This window comes from Micromonospora sp. NPDC005172, from assembly GCF_040608555.1.
Lineage (GTDB): Bacteria > Actinomycetota > Actinomycetes > Mycobacteriales > Micromonosporaceae > Micromonospora.
The window spans coordinates 129,079-143,973 of sequence record NZ_JBEXIL010000004.1 but is presented as its reverse complement, the minus strand read 5'-3'; the positions used below and the strand labels follow the sequence as shown (position 1 = coordinate 143,973).

The window sequence follows — 14,895 nt, the reverse complement described above, 5'->3', positions numbered from 1 at the left end:
CGGGCGGGGCGCGGACCGACGGCCGGCCGAGGACCGGGCGGCAGCCGCACGGGCCGCGGCGCGGGATGCCAGGATGGCCGGCGTCGCCGCCCCGCTGGCCGGGGTCACCGGCGCGGTCGCCGGGGCAGATGGCGCGGTGGCCGGAGTCGGCGGCGCGGTGGCCGGGGCAGATGGCGCGGTGACCGGGGTCACCGGCGCGGTGACCGGGGGCGGCGGCGCGGTGACCGGGGGCGGCGTCGCGCTGGCCGGGTTCACGGGCGCGGTTGCCGGCGGCGACGGCTGGTTAGCCGACTCTCCGACGCTGGCCGGTAGCGACGGCGCGGTGGCCGGGGCCACCGGGGCGGTGCCGCCGGACAGCTCCTCCGGTACGTCGGTGACGGTGAGGTCCGCCGGTTCGACGCCGGCCGGCTCGGGCACGGCGGGCGGCGTCGGGCGGCGGATGGTCAGCACGTGTGCCGGTTGCAGGTACGGGTCGAGCCGCACCGCGTTGCGCTGCCCCCAGTCGTAGCTGGTGCCGGTCAGCTCGTCGTACACGGTGAACCGCTCGTGCCAGTCGAACCCGAGCGCCGGCATGTCGAGGGTGGTGTTGCCCCACTGCACCTCGCGCGAGTCGAACGAGCAGATCACCAGCACCGTGTTGCCGGTCTCCGCGTCGTGTTTCGACCAGCACAGCAGCGCCGGGTTGTCGATCTCGTGGAAGCGCAGGTTGCGGAGCTGGTGCAGGGCGGGGTTGTCCCGGCGTACCCGGTTGAGGGTCGTCAGGAACGGCGCGAGCGAGCGGCCCTGCGCCTCGGCTGCGGCCCAGTCGCGGGGGCGCAGCTCGTACTTCTCGTTGTCCAGGTACTCCTCGGCACCCGGGCGGGCCACGTGCTCGAACAGCTCGTAACCCGCGTACAGGCCCCAGGAGGGGGAGAGCAGCGCCGCCAGCACCGCCCGGATCTTGAACATCGGCGGGCCGCCGTGCTGCAACGATTCGTGCAGGATGTCCGGCGTGTTCGGCCAGAAGTTGGGCCGCATGTGGTCGGCCGACTCGACCAGTTCCTCGCAGTACTCCCGCATCTGTGCGGCCGTCGTGCGCCAGGTGAAATAGGTGTACGACTGCGTGAAGCCGACCTTGCCGAGCCCGTGCATGATGGCCGGCCGGGTGAACGCCTCGGCCAGGAACAGCACGTCCGGGTCGACCTTCTTGACCTCGGCGATCAGCCAGTGCCAGAAGTCGAACGGCTTGGTGTGCGGGTTGTCCACCCGGAAGATCCGGATGCCCTCGCCCACCCAGTGCAGCACGACACGCAGCACCTCGGCCCGGATGCCCTCGGGATCGTTGTCGAAGTTGACCGGGTAGATGTCCTGGTACTTCTTCGGAGGGTTCTCCGCGTACGCGATGCTGCCGTCGGCCCGGGTGGTGAACCACTCCGGGTGCTCGGTGACCCACGGGTGGTCCGGCGCGCACTGCAACGCCAGGTCCATCGCCACTTCCAGGCCCTGTGCGGCAGCCGCCTCGATGAACGCCCGGAAGTCTGCCGGCGTACCCAGGTCGGGGTGGATCGTGTCGTGCCCGCCCTCGGCGGCGCCGATCGCCCACGGCGAGCCGACGTCGGTCGGCCCGGCGGTGAGCGCGTTGTTGCGGCCCTTGCGGTTGACCCGGCCGATCGGGTGGATCGGCGGCAGGTAGAGCACGTCGAAGCCCATCGCCGCCACACCCGGCAGCCGCCCGGTGGCGGTGGCGAAGGTGCCGGAGCGCCCACCCGCTGCTCCTTCGGAGCGCGGGAAGAACTCGTACCAGGCCGAGAAGAGGGCCCGCTTGCGGTCAACCCAGAGGGAGTACGCGTCACCGACGGTCACCATCTCCCGTACCGGGTGCTCCCAGAGCAGGTCGGCGAGGGCGAGTGCCGGCCCGACGCGCTGCGGCAACGGCAGGTCGGTGGCCGCGAGGGCGGTGAGCGCGTCGGCGACGCTCGCGCGGTCGGCGGCCGGCACCAGGTCCCGGGCAGCGGCCAGCACCCGCGCGCCCTCGGCGAGGTCGTTGGCGAGGTCTTCCGGGCCCTGCCCGGCGGCGATTTTCTTGGTCACCGCGTTCTGCCACGTCAGGTACGGGTCTCCGAACGCCTCGACGGTGAAGGTCCAGGAGCCGACGGCGTCCGGGCGGATCACGGCGTGCCAGCGGTCCTGGCCGGGCTCGCCGGGGCGCATCCTGGTGAACGGGCGCTCCTCGCCGTCCGGGCCGGTCCACACCACGTTGCAGCCCAGCGCGTCGTGCCCCTCCCGGTAGGCGCGCGCCGACACCGGAACCGGCTCGTCGACGACCGCCTTGGCCGGGTACCGCCCGCACGAGACGACGGGGGAGACGTCTTCGATCGGGAACCGTCCTGTCACCCCGCCAACCTACTGTGCGAGATCGGCTCGCGCGCGGCCAAGCACCCGCCCGACGGAGACCCGACCCAAGATCCGCTCACTTTCGGGGAAACTGCTGCATCGGAGCGCGTTGAGACAGCAGTTCCCCGACGTTGCGCAGATCTTGGCGTGCCGCCGGTGATGCGCCTACGCATCAGGTGTGATGCGTCGTAGCCGGTGTCGCGTATCATGTGTGATACGTGACAGGGGGTCGGGTATGCGGTTGAATAGCAAGGGCCAGGTCACCATTCCGGCCGCGTTGCGGGTTCGGTACAACCTGCACGAGGGCGACGAGGTCGATGTGGTCGAGGAGGGCGGTGCTCTCCGCATCGTGCGCGTGCACGGTGCCGACACTCGTGGTGATCGTCTCGTTCGCCACATGCGGGGTCGGGGGAGCGCCAAGGAGACCGAGCACATGTCCACCGAGGAACTGATGGAGTTGCTGCGTGGCGAGTGACCGGCTCCGCGCGGTTCCGTCGCGTTCATCCGACGCGGTGACGACCCTGGTCGACACCAACGTGCTGCTGGACATCCTGACCGACGACCCCAAGTGGGCGGAGTGGTCCGGCGCCGCCCTCGCCGAGGCCCGCGACGCGGGGAATCTGGTGATCAACCCCATCGTGTACGCCGAGGTGTCGGTCCGTTTCGCCCGTGTCGAGGAGTTGGACGAGGCGCTGCCGGCGGGGGACTTCCTGCGCGAGGAGTTGCCGTACCCGGCGGGCTTCCTGGCCGGTAAGGCCTACGCGCGGTACCGCAAACTGGGTGGCACGAAGCGGTCCCCGGTAGCCGACTTCTACATCGGGGCGCATGCCGCCGTCTGCCGATACCACCTGCTGACCCGGGATGGGGCGCGCTACCGCACGTACTTCCCGACCCTGGAACTGATCACGCCGGCCGACTGACCGCCACTCGCCGGCCCCGGCCCTCGCCCCGATGGGCACCCGACCCAAGATCCGCTCACTTTCGGGGAAACTGCTGTATCGGAGCGCGTTGAGGCAGCAGTTTCCCCGAAGTTGCGCGGATCTCCGCAGCTCGGTGGGGAGGGGCGTCCGTCTGGTCGGCCGCGCTCGTCCTGATCCACTCGCGTTCCGCGAAACCGCGGCATCAATGCGCCTTGGATGCCACGGTTTCCTGCGAAACGAGTGGATCAAGGTCGCCTGGGCGACCCGAACGGATCAGGCGGGCGGGTTCGGTGCGACGAACGACCCCTTGCCCTGGCGAGTGACGATCCAGCCTCGCTCCTCGAGAATCCGAAGGGCGTAACGCACCGGCCACGCGCTCGACTGGTACTGCTCACGCATCTCGGCGATGGACGGCAGTTTGTCGCCCGGTTTGAGGGTGCCGCTGCGGATTGAAGCAGCGACGTCATCGATGATCTGCTCGTACAGCGGTGCTTGCGGCATGGTGGCGCCACCTCTCGTCAGCGCACCGATCTTCGCACTCTGGGTAACTCGCCGTGCATGCTCTGTTGACTGTGACGGCAGTGCCTTCTAAGTTGGGATGGGTAGGGGTTCTCTCGTCAGCAACGGAGTGCCTCCAGCCGGGGCGGGAGTGCCCCCAGGGCGCTTCCGCCCCGGGCCGATCGCCCGATCAGCCGCCTTTTCCCATGTTCGCCATCTCGATCGCGCTGTTCAGGAGGCACGATGTATGAACGTTCGCCGGATGGGCCGTTGCCACCGGCAAATCCCGTTGCCGGTGCGCGTCCTCGGCTGCCGGACGGGGATCAGGCCCCCTGTCCGCCGCTCCCGGCGCGGGCGTCGCTCACCCGTCGGCAGTACCTCTACGGACTCGTGATCGCTGTGGTCGTACTCCTGTTGTTTGTTCTTGGGGTCGTGCGGTGAGCGCGACGGGCCAGCGGTGAACGAGCTGCCGGTGGGTCGCCGGGTCGCCCAGTGGCGGGTCCGGCGCAACATGACGCAGCAGCAGTTCGCGGACCGGCTCGGCAAGTCGAAGAGTTGGGTGGACAAGGTCGAGCGTGGGGTACGCCGGTTGGAGCGGGTGTCGAACCTCCGGGAGGTCGCCGAGACGCTGCGCATCGACGTGGAGGTCCTGTTGACGGCACGGCCAGTGCGGCCGACTCCGGTCGTGGCCGGGGTGGACGGGGTACGGCTGGCGCTCGCCCGGTACGACCTACCGGGCGCGGACCGGCCGCCGCTGGCGGAGGAGTTGCGGGCCCGGCTGGAGTATGCCGAGCAGAGCTATCGCCACGCTCGGTACCCGGCGTTGCTCGCACTGTTGCCCGGCCTGCTCGACGCGGCCCGGGAAGCGCACGCGGCTCGCCCCGGCGCGACGGACGCGCTGCTGGTGTCGGTGTACGCGCTCATCGCCCTGGCGCTGGTCAAGGTCGACCAGGGTGACCTGGCGTGGTTGGCCGCCGACCGCGCGATGACCGCCGCTGCCGGCGACCCCCGGCTGGCCGCCGTCGCCACCGTGGCACTGAGTCAGGCCCTACGCTCCCGTGGTCGGCGGCTCTCCGCTCTGGATGCCGCGCTCCTCGCCGTCGACCGCTGCGACTGGTCCACGGCCGCCTCGTCGCTACGGGGAGCGCTGCTCGTCCAATCCGCCCTCGCCGCCGCCGGCCAAGGAGACGAACGAGTCGCCCACCAGTCGCTCGACCGGGCGGCGGACGCCGCGGGGGAGGTCGGAGCGGACAAGGGGGCGGCGGTCGACGCGGCTCGGGTGGTTGCCGAGGCGGCGCTGGGCGACGTCACCACGGCCGCAGCCCGGCACCAGCGACTGGTCGCCGACGACCGGTGGCGGTCACTGCCGCCCGAGCACCGTGCCGCGTACCTCCTCGACGTGGCACGCGTTCACGCTCGGGCAGGTGACATGCCCCGGGCGGGCCGGACGCTATTGGACGCGGAGCGCGTCGCCCACAGCGAGGTGCACCATCGTCCGGCGGTACGAAAGCTGGTCGCCGTCGTGTCGCGAAACGCCGACGCGCCGGCCGAACTCTCCCAGCTCGCCGCCACCCTCCACGTTGCCTGAGGAACGTCGCCCGTCTTCCTCAGCGCGCGCTGACCGAGTGGTAGACGTCCAGGGTCTGCCGCGCGATGGCGTCCCACGAGAAGTGCTCGACCGCCCGTCGCCGGCCGGCCAGACCGAACCGTTCGGTACGCGCCGGGTCGGCGAGCAGCGTGTTGATCGCCGCGGCGAGGTCGGCCACGAACGTCTCCGGCTTCAGCGGCGTCCCCGACCCGTCGGTGGCCTGCTCGATCGGCACCAGCAGACCGGTGTCGCCGTCGGCCACCACCTCGGGGATGCCGCCGGTGGCGGTCGCCACCACCGCCGTCTCGCAGGCCATCGCCTCCAGGTTGACGATGCCCATCGGCTCGTACACGGACGGGCAGACGAAGACCGTCGCGTGCGTGAGCACCTGGATCACCTCGGGCTTGGGCAGCATCTCGGCCACCCAGACGACGCCGGAGCGGTTGGCGCGCAACTCGGCGACCAGCTCCTCGACCTCGGCGGCGATCTCCGCCGTGTCCGGCGCGCCGGCCAGCAGCACGAGCTGCGTGTCCGCCGGCAACTCCCGGGCGGCCCGCAGCAGGTAGGGCAGGCCCTTCTGGCGGGTGATCCTGCCCACGTACACCACGCTGGGCAGCGCCGGGTCGATGCCGAGCCGGTCGAGCACGTCGGTGCCGGAGTCCGGGGCGTACTGCACGGTGTCGATGCCGTTGTAGACCACCCGGACCTTCGACGGATCGATCTGCGGGTACGCGGTCAGCACGTCGCTGCGCATGCCCTCGCTGACCGCGATCACCGTGTCGGCGGCCTCCATCGCGGTGCGTTCGATCCACGAGGAGAGCGTGTAACCGCCGCCGAGCTGCTCGGCCTTCCACGGCCGCAGCGGCTCCAGGCTGTGCGCGGTCACCACGTGCGGCACCCCGTGCAGCAGCTTCGCGGTGTGCCCGGCCAGGTTCGCGTACCACGTGTGGCTGTGCACCACGTCGGTGCCGGCGGCGCCGGCGGCCATCTCCAGGTCCACGCCCATCGTCCGCAGCGCGGCGTTCGCGCCGGTCAGACCGGGTGGATCGGCGTACGCCGTGACGCCCGGCTCGGTGCGCGGCAGGCCGAAGCAGTGCACGCGGACGTCGGCGAGGCGACGCAGCTCCCGGGCCAGGTACTCGACGTGCACGCCCGCGCCGCCGTAGACCTCCGGCGGGTACTCGCGGGTGAGCAGGTCGACGCGCAGCGGGGTGGGTTCCGTCATGACCCCGCACCCTAGTGCAGAAGACTCCCCGTACGAGTGGTGAAGTGGGACGCGGGTGGATAGCGTCGGGGCATGGCTGCCAAGGTGCTCGCGATCGTCCTGGCGGGTGGGGAGGGCAAGCGCCTGATGCCACTCACCACGGACCGGGCCAAGCCGGCCGTCCCGTTCGGCGGGATGTACCGCATGGTCGACTTCGTCCTCTCCAACCTGGCCAACGCCGGCTATCTCAAGATCGTCGTGTTGACCCAGTACAAGTCCCACTCCCTCGACCGACACATCACCAAGACCTGGCGGATGTCCACGCTGCTCGGCAACTACGTCACCCCGGTGCCGGCGCAGCAGCGTCGCGGCCCGTGGTGGTTCGCCGGCTCGGCCGACGCCATCTACCAGAGCTTCAACCTCATCAACGACGAGCAGCCCGACTACGTGATCGTCTTCGGCGCCGACCACATCTACCGGATGGACCCCCGGCAGATGGTCGAGGACCACATCGCCTCCGGTGCGGCGGTCACCGTCGCCGGCATCCGCCAGCCGCTGTCGATGGCCGACCAGTTCGGTGTCATCGAGGTCGGCGAGGACGGCCGCAGGATCCGGGCGTTCCGCGAGAAGCCCACCGACGCGGTCGGCCTGCCGGACGCGCCGGACGAGATCTACGCCTCGATGGGCAACTACGTCTTCACCACGCGCGCGCTCTGCGAGGCAGTCGAACGCGACGCCGCCGACAAGAGCAGCAAGCACGACATGGGCGGCAGCATCATCCCGATGCTCGTCGAGCGGGGCGAGGCGAACGTCTACGACTTCCGCGACAACGAGGTGCCGGGCAGCACCGATCGGGACCGTGGCTACTGGCGGGACGTGGGGACGCTCGACTCGTTCTACGACGCGCACATGGATCTGATCAACGTGCACCCCGTGTTCAACCTCTACAACTTCGACTGGCCGATCTACACCGAGCAGCCGCCGTGGCCGCCGGCGAAGTTCGTCCACCAGTGGGGTGAGCGGGTCGGCCGGGCGGTCGGCTCGATGGTCTCTCCCGGGGTGGTGATCTCCGGCTCGCTGGTGGAAAACTCGATCGTGTCGCCGAAGGTGCGGGTGCACTCGTGGGCGCACGTCGAGGGCTCGGTGCTGATGGAGGGCGTCGAGATCGGCCGACACGCGGTGGTCCGACGGGCGATCCTGGACAAGAACGTGTTCGTCCCCGAGGGCGTCGAGATCGGCGTCGACCTGGAGAAGGACCGCCAGCGCTACACCGTCTCCGACAACGGCATCGTGGTCATCGGCAAGGGCCAGAAGGTCGAGCCGTGACCGACAGGTACTCATCGAGGAGGATCCCGCAGTGACCCATCCCCGTGCCGGCCAGCCCGCCGAGCCCGCCGACCTGGTCGACGTGCCGCGCCTGGTGACCGCCTACTACGCCGAGCATCCGGACCCCGCGGACCCGGCGCAGCAGGTCTCCTTCGGCACCTCCGGTCACCGGGGCTCCAGCCTGCGCAACGCGTTCAACTCCGACCACATCGTCGCGGTCACCCAGGCGCTCTGCGACTACCGGCGGGAGCAGGGCCTGGACGGCCCGCTGTTCCTCGCCCGGGACACCCACGCGCTGTCCGCGCCGGCCGCCGTGGACGCGCTGGAGGTCCTCGCCGCCAACGGCGTCACCGTGCTGCTGGACAGCCGTGACGGCTACACCCCCACTCCGGCGTTGTCGCACGCGATCCTCACCCACAACCGGGGTCGTACCAGCGGGCTCGCCGACGGCATCGTCATCACCCCGTCGCACAATCCGCCGGACGACGGCGGCTTCAAGTACAACCCGACAAACGGCGGGCCCGCCGACACCGACGTCACCCGGTGGATCCAGGACCGGGCCAACGCGATCCTGGCCGCCGGGCTCAAGGAGGTCCGACGGATCACGTACGCGCGGGCCCGGGCCGCCGACACCACCGGGGAGTACGACTTCCTCGCCCACTACGTCGACGACCTGCCGGCGGCCATCGACATCGACGCCATCCGCGACGCCGGCATCCGGATCGGCGCGGACCCGCTGGGCGGTGCCAGCGTGGCGTACTGGGGCGAGATCGCCGAGCGGCACCGGCTGGACCTGACGGTGGTCAACCCGACCGTCGACCCGACCTGGCGGTTCATGACCCTCGACGGCGACGGCAAGATCCGGATGGACTGCTCGTCGCCGAACGCGATGGCGTCGCTGATCGCCGCCCGCGCCGACTATCAGATCTCCACCGGCAACGACGCGGACGCCGACCGGCACGGCATCGTCACTCCCGACGGCGGCCTCATGAACCCCAACCACTTCCTCGCGGTGGCGATCGGGCACCTGTTCCGCACGCGCGCCGACTGGGGTCCGGCCGCCGCCGTCGGCAAGACCCTGGTGTCGTCCTCGATGATCGACCGGGTGGCCGCCGACCTGGGCCGGCCCCTGCTGGAGGTGCCGGTCGGGTTCAAGTGGTTCGTGCCCGGCCTGCTCGACGGGTCGGTCGGCTTCGGCGGCGAGGAGAGCGCCGGGGCGTCGTTCCTGCGCCGCGACGGCTCCACGTGGACCACCGACAAGGACGGCATCCTGCTCTGCCTGCTCGCCTCCGAGATCCTGGCCACCACCGGGCGCAGCCCGAGCGAGCACTGGGCGGAGCTGGCCGAGCGCTTCGGCGCGCCCGCGTATGCCCGCATCGACGCCCCGGCCACCCGGGAGCAGAAGGCCGTGCTCGCCAAGCTCAACCCGGACCAGGTCACCGCCACGGAGTTGGCCGGCGAGCCGATCACCGCGACCCTGACCACCGCCCCCGGTAACGGCGCCCCGATCGGTGGCCTCAAGGTGAGCACGGAGTCCGGCTGGTTCGCGGCAAGGCCCTCGGGAACGGAAGACGTCTACAAGATCTACGCCGAGTCCTTCCAGGGCCCCGACCACCTCCGCCGTCTCCAGCAGGAAGCCCAAGAGCTCGTCACCGAGGTCCTAAGCTAACGAACCGCCCCCGACCCCCCGACCCCCCCGGCCCCCCGGCCCTCCGGCCCCCCCGGCCCCCCGGCCCCTCCCACCCCGTTGATCATGAAGTTATTGCCATCCGCCTCGGCGTGTCGTGGCAATAATTTCATGATCAACGGGGTGGGGTGGGGGTTGGGGGGTTGGGGGGGGGTTAGCAGCGTGGGGGGATGTCTTTTTCGTTGGGGTTCTGGAGTTCCTTGGGGAGCAGGGCCTTCAGTTGCTCCGGGAGGAAGGGCAGGTCCAGGAGGCTCATCTTCAACTGGTTGCGTTCCTGGTAGCGCAGCGGGTCGAAGCGGACCACCAGCCCGGCGTTGCGCCGGTAGCTGATCTCCACGGCGCCCTCGTCCGCCGCGTCACGGAAGACCAGCCCGTCCATCTCCACCACCACGGACGACGACCCCGGCTCCAACTCCAGTCGGATCTTCTCGTCGCCGGAGAGCACCACCGAGCGGGAGATGCCGGCCATCGGCGCGGACGGGGTGACGACCACGGCGTCCGCCGCCGGGGAGATCAACGGACCGCCGGCGGCGTAGCTGTACGCGGTGGAGCCGATCGGCGTACTCACCACCACGGCGTCGGCACGGTAGTAGCCGTACCGCTGCCCGTCGACGGCCAGGGTGGCGGTGACGAAGCCCGAGCCGGGCCTCCGGACCAGCGCGATGTCGTTGAACGCCACGACGTCGTCGCCGCACACGTCGCAGGCCAGGCAGGCGTGCGACTCGACGGTGAAGTCCTTGGACAGCAACCGGCTCAGCGCCTCCGGCAGCGCGGGCGGCTCGATCTCGACCAGGAAGCCGAGCCGGCCCAGGTGGACGCCGAGCACCGGCTTCGGGTCGAGGATGGCGGAGCGCAGCGCGCCCAGCATGGTGCCGTCACCGCCGATGCTGATCAACGCGTCGGCGCGGACGGCCACCTCCTTCTCGGGCAGGGGCTCGACGCTGGCCGGCACGCGGTGCTTGTCCTCCGCGCGCACGAAGAGCGACTTGTGGTGGCGCGTCGCCCACCGTTCGATGATCCCGACCACCTCGGTGACATCCCGGGTGGGGTGCAGCACCAGACCCAGCCCCGACACCCGTACAGCTCACCACACCCGCGTCGGACGCGTCCGGCGTACACCCGAAGGTGCGCCGGCGGTCGCGCGGACCGCCGGCGCACCCCGTGCCGTCAGCGGCGCGGACGCCCGGTCAGGTGGGTCAGCGAGCGGGCGACCAGGTCGTCGCGCGCGGCCGGTGGCAGGCCCTCCAGCCCGAAGCCCAGGTAGACGGTGTCCCCGGTGACCACCACCGACCCCTCCTCGAACGCCTGCTGGCTGCGCGACCAGTCGGTGGCGTTACCAGTGGAACCGGCTGGCGGACCGGCCACCGTCCAGCCGCCCAGGTCCTCGGTCTCGAACGAGGTCTCGGTGACCGTGGCACCGTCGACGAGCACCCGGGCATCGTCCAGGAAGACGCCCAGGCCCTGGGTGCCCCAGTCGGAGACGTACGAGATCGACACCTCGACCTGCTTACCGGCGTACGCCGAGAGGTCGACCGAAATCTCCTGCCAGCCACCGGACGCTCCGGTGATCGCGTTCCACGCACCCGTGCTGCCGGTCGGCGAGCAGTCCGCGCTCTGGTAGTGCGTGAGGAACGGGTGCAGGGTCTGCCACCCCGACGCGCAGCTGTCCCCGGTCTCCTGGCCGGTGTGCCCGTTGGCGTCGGGCAGCGTGGTCCAGTCGTCGCTGCCCACCTCGTGCGCCTCGACGACCAGGAAGTCCCAGTTCGTCTCGATGTCGTACGAGGCGGCGAAACGCAGCTCGCCGCTCGTGGCCGCGGTGAGGTCCACGGTCCGGGTGAGCCGCTTGAACGACTCGTCGGCCTGCCCGCTCCACAGGTACCAGTCACCGGTGCGCGGATCGAATGGGGCCGACCCCGGACGCACCCAGCCGACCGGCGCGGAGCTGGCGAACTGCGGGAAGTCGTCCACCGGCAGGAAGCTCGACGTGGTCAGGAACGAGGCCGTGTGGGTCTGGTTGCCGGCCGAGCCGGGCGCGTTGAGGGTGCCGGACAGGCCGGTGTACGCCCCGTCGACGCCCTGGATCGGGTACGGGCCGTCGTCGCCCGTGCCACCGTCGCTGACGTAGGTGTGCGCGCCCAGCCAGTACTGCTGGAAGTCGTTCAGCAGCGGCAGGCAGGCCGGGTCGTCCCCGTCGGTGCACTCCGGCGGCGCGTCCGGCCGGTACACGTACGCGCCGTTGGCGCCCTGAGCGTAGAGGGCGTACTGGCCGCTGACGAGCAGCTTGCCCCCCTCGTTGAGGTAGTCACGTACGGCCAGTTCGGTGTCCAGCGCCGCCTTGGCGGCGGTGCCGGCCACCTGACCGGGGGAGCGCAGGATGACGTCGTCGCCGGTCTCCCAGACCACCGCCTTGTAGTGCGACAGCACACCGAGCGGGTGCGGGGCCGTACGGCGCATGGCGTCGAAGTCGTACACGTCGCTGGTGCGGCCGGCGGCGGTCAGCGACGCGGCGATCTCGTCCGTGTACTTCGCGGTGGCGCCGGTCTGCGTCGGGCTCAGCCCGGTGACGTCCTCCATCGCGAGGACCAGCACGTCACCGCCGATGTCGGTGTGCACCCGGTAGGTGAAGTGTTCGCTGGCGACCACCTTGGCGCGTTGCTTGACGCCGGTGAACCAGACCTCGACCCGGTCGCCGGGCTTCGTGCCGGTGACCGTGCCGCGCAGTTCGGCGTAGTAGTCGTCGTTGGTGTCGCCGTACCGCTCGCCGCCGCGCCACTCGCGGACCCCGACCGTCTTCGGCCGACCACCGTTGACCGTGTAGTGCATCCGCACGTTCTTCAGGGCCCGACGGGTGATGGAGGCGACCTGCTGGGTGCGCCCGTACGAGGTGTCGAAGGCGTCCACGACGAAGTCGGGGGTGCTGCGGCCGACCACCGACACCGGGTCGTCCGGGTCGACCGCGGACTTCGCCACGGCCAGCGCGAACGGCAGGTTCTTGGCGACCTCGCCGGCGATCAGCGTCTCGTCGTCGGGAAAGATGAAGTCGCTGACGCAGTCCTCGGGGCGCCACTCGTCGTCCGGATCGACGGCCGCGGCGGAGTCGCAGGTGGACATCTCGGGCGTGAAGCCCAGCGTCCCGTAGCGGACGGTGGCGTGGCTGTCGGTGTCACCGTTGGTGGTGTAGAGCTCCGCGGAGATGTCCGGGTCGTAGCCCGGAACGGCCGGATGGGCGTCGTCACCGGCCATCGCCTCGTAGATCACATCATCGGGCGTCGGTGTGCTGACCTGCCAGCCCACGCCGTAGAGCAGCAGTTGGGCCGCCGAGTGGTAGTTGACGTAGAACTCGAAGCCGACCCGGCGCAGCAGCCCGTCGAGGGCCCTCGTCTCCGGTTCGGAGGAGGGTCGGGGGCCCCGGTAGGTCTCGCTGTTGGGATCGGGCGACGAGCCCTCGTTGTCGTACCCCCACTTGAAGGCGAAGTTGCGGTTCAGGTCCACGCCGTCGCCGGGGCCGATCTGGCCGTCGCCGTCGTTGTCCCGCAGGTTCTTGCGCCAGAGGCGGTTGCCGGGGGTGAACGTGTAGTCGTAGCCGTCCGGGTTGGCCACGGGCAGGAACCACAGCTCGGTCGTGTCGAGCAGGCGGGTGATCTCCCGGTTGGCGCCGTAACCTTCGAGGACGTGGTGCATGAGGCGGCGGGTCATCTCCGGAGTGATCCACTCGCGGGCGTGTTGGGCGCCGGAGTAGAGGACGGCCGGTCGCTGTCCGTCGCGGACCTTGCGCGCGTCCCTGGTCACCTTGACGGCGAGGATCGGTTTGCCCTGCTGGGTCCTGCCGATCGTCTCCACCTTGGCCAGTTTCGGGAACCGCGCGGCGGTGGCGGTCATCTCGTCGCGCAGGCCGCCCGGTTCGCTGTACGGGCGGAACGCCGACCAGCCTCCGGCGGCCTGCTCCCGGAGCGCCTGCGACGCGTCCTTGCCGCGCACCTTCTTCACCCGCAGGGGTACGCCCTTGTCGATCAGTCGCTTCGCCTGCCGCGGGGTGAGGACCGTCTCGACGGCTGTGCGTCCGGTGGAGTCCGCCGTCGCGTCGTGACCGAGGTCCACACCGGCTTCGCGCAGCAGGTCCCGCTGCTTGCCGTCGACCGTGCCGACGTACACCTCCAGGCCCTCGCGGGCGCCGGGGTCCGACGGTGGCCGCGCGCTCGCCGGTGGCGCCAGTGCCAGGGCTCCGAGCAGGGTGACCACGCCGGCGATCGCCAGTCGTCTCGGTCTCATCGCGCCTCCTTGTGTGAAGGACCTGTTGGCGCGAGCCTTCGGTCTGCACTTAAGGATGTCAATAGGTCGATCAGTGGTGGCGATCGACCGCCCGTTTCGCAGTTAACCAGCATTTCGCCATCGAAGCCGCATTCCGCACGTACGCTCACCCGTGTCCGCAGTGGTGGTGACGACATCGGATAGGGAGTACGTCGATGCGTCAGGTCCTTGGTGTGGCCTCGCAGGGCTTGATTGGCGCAGGGCGGTGTGGCGCCTGATGCGCGTGTCCTCGCGCGGCCCGGGGCGCGTGCTCGTGGGCTTCGCCCGGCTCCTGGATCTGGTCTGGACCACCGGGTCCCGGGCCCGCAGGGCCGTCCGGGGTGTGGCGAACGCCGGTCGGTTCGCCGCCCACGGGGACAACTTCGCCTTCGACCCGGACGGCGTCTACACCTACGAGACGATCGAGGTGGGCCACAACGTCGATCTCGGGCACCGTCCGATCCTCATGGCTGCTCGATCCCGGATCCGGATCGGTGACAACGTCATGTTCGGCCCGGAGGTGACCATCCGGGGTGGCAACCACCGGATCGACCGCGTCGGCGTGCCGATGGTCGCCGTCGAGAAGGGGCACGCCGACGGCGACCTCGACCGGGGGGTGACGATTGGTGACGACGTCTGGGTCGGCACCCGCGCCGTCATCCTGCACGGCGTCACGATCGGTCGTGGTGCGGTGATCGGGGCCGGCGCCGTGGTGACCCGCCCGGTGCCGGCCTACGCGGTCGCCGCCGGCAACCCGGCCCGCGTGATCCGGTTGCGCTGGCCCGTGGAGACGATCATTTCCCACGAGCAACTGCTCTATCCACCGGAACGCCGACTGACGCCGGCGGATCTGACGGCCCTGCGGGGCCTGCCCGGGGCCGAGCCGCGAACGAACTCGACCGCAGCTGCCCTGCACTGAGGGTCGGGGCCAATGTCGGCTTGTAGTCGCCCGATGACGAAACGTGACGGTCGCTGTGGATGCTCGTTGGAACGGGTGACCACTCCATGGATC

Annotated in this window: 10 protein-coding genes and 1 pseudogene; 6 read left to right on the top strand and 5 right to left on the bottom strand. The window is 70.6% G+C overall.

Features of this window, described 5'->3' with window-relative positions; all coding sequences use genetic code 11:
- Positions 1 to 324 precede the first annotated feature (324 nt).
- Positions 325 to 2,373: pseudogene (locus tag ABZV06_RS04580) on the bottom strand (maltotransferase domain-containing protein); the annotation flags it as partial.
- A gap of 235 nt (positions 2,374 to 2,608) precedes the next feature.
- Between ABZV06_RS04580 and ABZV06_RS04575 the strand changes: the two are divergent.
- A complete protein-coding gene (locus ABZV06_RS04575; protein WP_355618597.1) occupies positions 2,609 to 2,848 on the top strand; it encodes an AbrB/MazE/SpoVT family DNA-binding domain-containing protein in 240 nt (79 codons plus the stop codon).
- A complete protein-coding gene (locus tag ABZV06_RS04570; RefSeq protein WP_355618594.1) occupies positions 2,838 to 3,293 on the top strand; it encodes a type II toxin-antitoxin system VapC family toxin in 456 nt (151 codons plus the stop codon). The genes ABZV06_RS04575 and ABZV06_RS04570 overlap by 11 nt, the downstream gene beginning before the upstream one ends.
- 273 nt (positions 3,294 to 3,566) lie before the next feature.
- Here the strand turns inward: ABZV06_RS04570 and ABZV06_RS04565 are convergent, their stop codons facing one another.
- Entirely contained in the window at positions 3,567 to 3,794 is a 228-nt protein-coding gene (locus ABZV06_RS04565) for a winged helix-turn-helix domain-containing protein (RefSeq protein WP_355618591.1), read from the bottom strand.
- A gap of 454 nt (positions 3,795 to 4,248) precedes the next feature.
- Between ABZV06_RS04565 and ABZV06_RS04560 the strand changes: the two genes are divergently transcribed.
- Positions 4,249 to 5,379: a helix-turn-helix transcriptional regulator gene (locus ABZV06_RS04560; protein ID WP_355618588.1), complete on the top strand. Its 1,131-nt coding sequence runs from the start codon at positions 4,249 to 4,251 to the stop codon at positions 5,377 to 5,379.
- 19 nt (positions 5,380 to 5,398) lie between these two features.
- Here the strand turns inward: ABZV06_RS04560 and glgA are convergent, their stop codons facing one another.
- Entirely contained in the window at positions 5,399 to 6,604 is a 1,206-nt protein-coding gene (gene glgA, locus ABZV06_RS04555) for a glycogen synthase (protein ID WP_355238002.1), read from the bottom strand.
- Between the two features lie 72 nt (positions 6,605 to 6,676).
- On the opposite strand from glgA, the gene glgC reads away from it, so the two are divergent.
- On the top strand, positions 6,677 to 7,909 hold the full coding sequence (glgC, locus tag ABZV06_RS04550; protein ID WP_355237999.1) for a glucose-1-phosphate adenylyltransferase: 1,233 nt from the start codon (positions 6,677 to 6,679) through the stop codon (positions 7,907 to 7,909).
- Positions 7,910 to 7,940: 31 nt separating this feature from the next.
- Positions 7,941 to 9,578 (top strand): phosphoglucomutase (alpha-D-glucose-1,6-bisphosphate-dependent), encoded by a 1,638-nt coding sequence (gene pgm, locus ABZV06_RS04545; RefSeq protein WP_355237996.1) that lies wholly within the window; start codon positions 7,941 to 7,943, stop codon positions 9,576 to 9,578.
- A gap of 172 nt (positions 9,579 to 9,750) precedes the next feature.
- On the opposite strand, the gene ABZV06_RS04540 is transcribed toward pgm, so the two are convergent.
- Together ABZV06_RS04540 and ABZV06_RS04535 are read right to left on the bottom strand one after the other, a co-directional pair.
- Positions 9,751 to 10,671 (bottom strand): NAD(+)/NADH kinase, encoded by a 921-nt coding sequence (locus tag ABZV06_RS04540; RefSeq protein ID WP_355237993.1) that lies wholly within the window; start codon positions 10,669 to 10,671, stop codon positions 9,751 to 9,753.
- Positions 10,672 to 10,763: 92 nt separating this feature from the next.
- Entirely contained in the window at positions 10,764 to 13,865 is a 3,102-nt protein-coding gene (locus ABZV06_RS04535; RefSeq protein WP_355618585.1) for a M14 family zinc carboxypeptidase, read from the bottom strand.
- Positions 13,866 to 14,121: 256 nt separating this feature from the next.
- Here ABZV06_RS04535 and ABZV06_RS04530 point away from each other — a divergent pair, with 256 nt between their 5' ends.
- Entirely contained in the window at positions 14,122 to 14,802 is a 681-nt protein-coding gene (locus ABZV06_RS04530) for an acyltransferase (RefSeq protein ID WP_355237987.1), read from the top strand.
- Positions 14,803 to 14,895 lie beyond the last annotated feature (93 nt).

Excerpts from the sequence above, each read along its gene's own strand:
- ABZV06_RS04565 (WP_355618591.1), bottom strand. The coding sequence starts at position 3,794 with ATGCCGCAAGCACCGCTGTACGAGCAGATCATCGATGACGTCGCTGCT.
- ABZV06_RS04535 (WP_355618585.1), bottom strand. The coding sequence starts at position 13,865 with ATGAGACCGAGACGACTGGCGATCGCCGGCGTGGTCACCCTGCTCGGA.
- ABZV06_RS04575 (WP_355618597.1), top strand. The coding sequence starts at position 2,609 with ATGCGGTTGAATAGCAAGGGCCAGGTCACCATTCCGGCCGCGTTGCGG.
- glgC (WP_355237999.1), top strand. The coding sequence starts at position 6,677 with ATGGCTGCCAAGGTGCTCGCGATCGTCCTGGCGGGTGGGGAGGGCAAG.
- glgA (WP_355238002.1), bottom strand. The coding sequence starts at position 6,604 with ATGACGGAACCCACCCCGCTGCGCGTCGACCTGCTCACCCGCGAGTAC.
- ABZV06_RS04530 (WP_355237987.1), top strand. The coding sequence starts at position 14,122 with ATGCGCGTGTCCTCGCGCGGCCCGGGGCGCGTGCTCGTGGGCTTCGCC.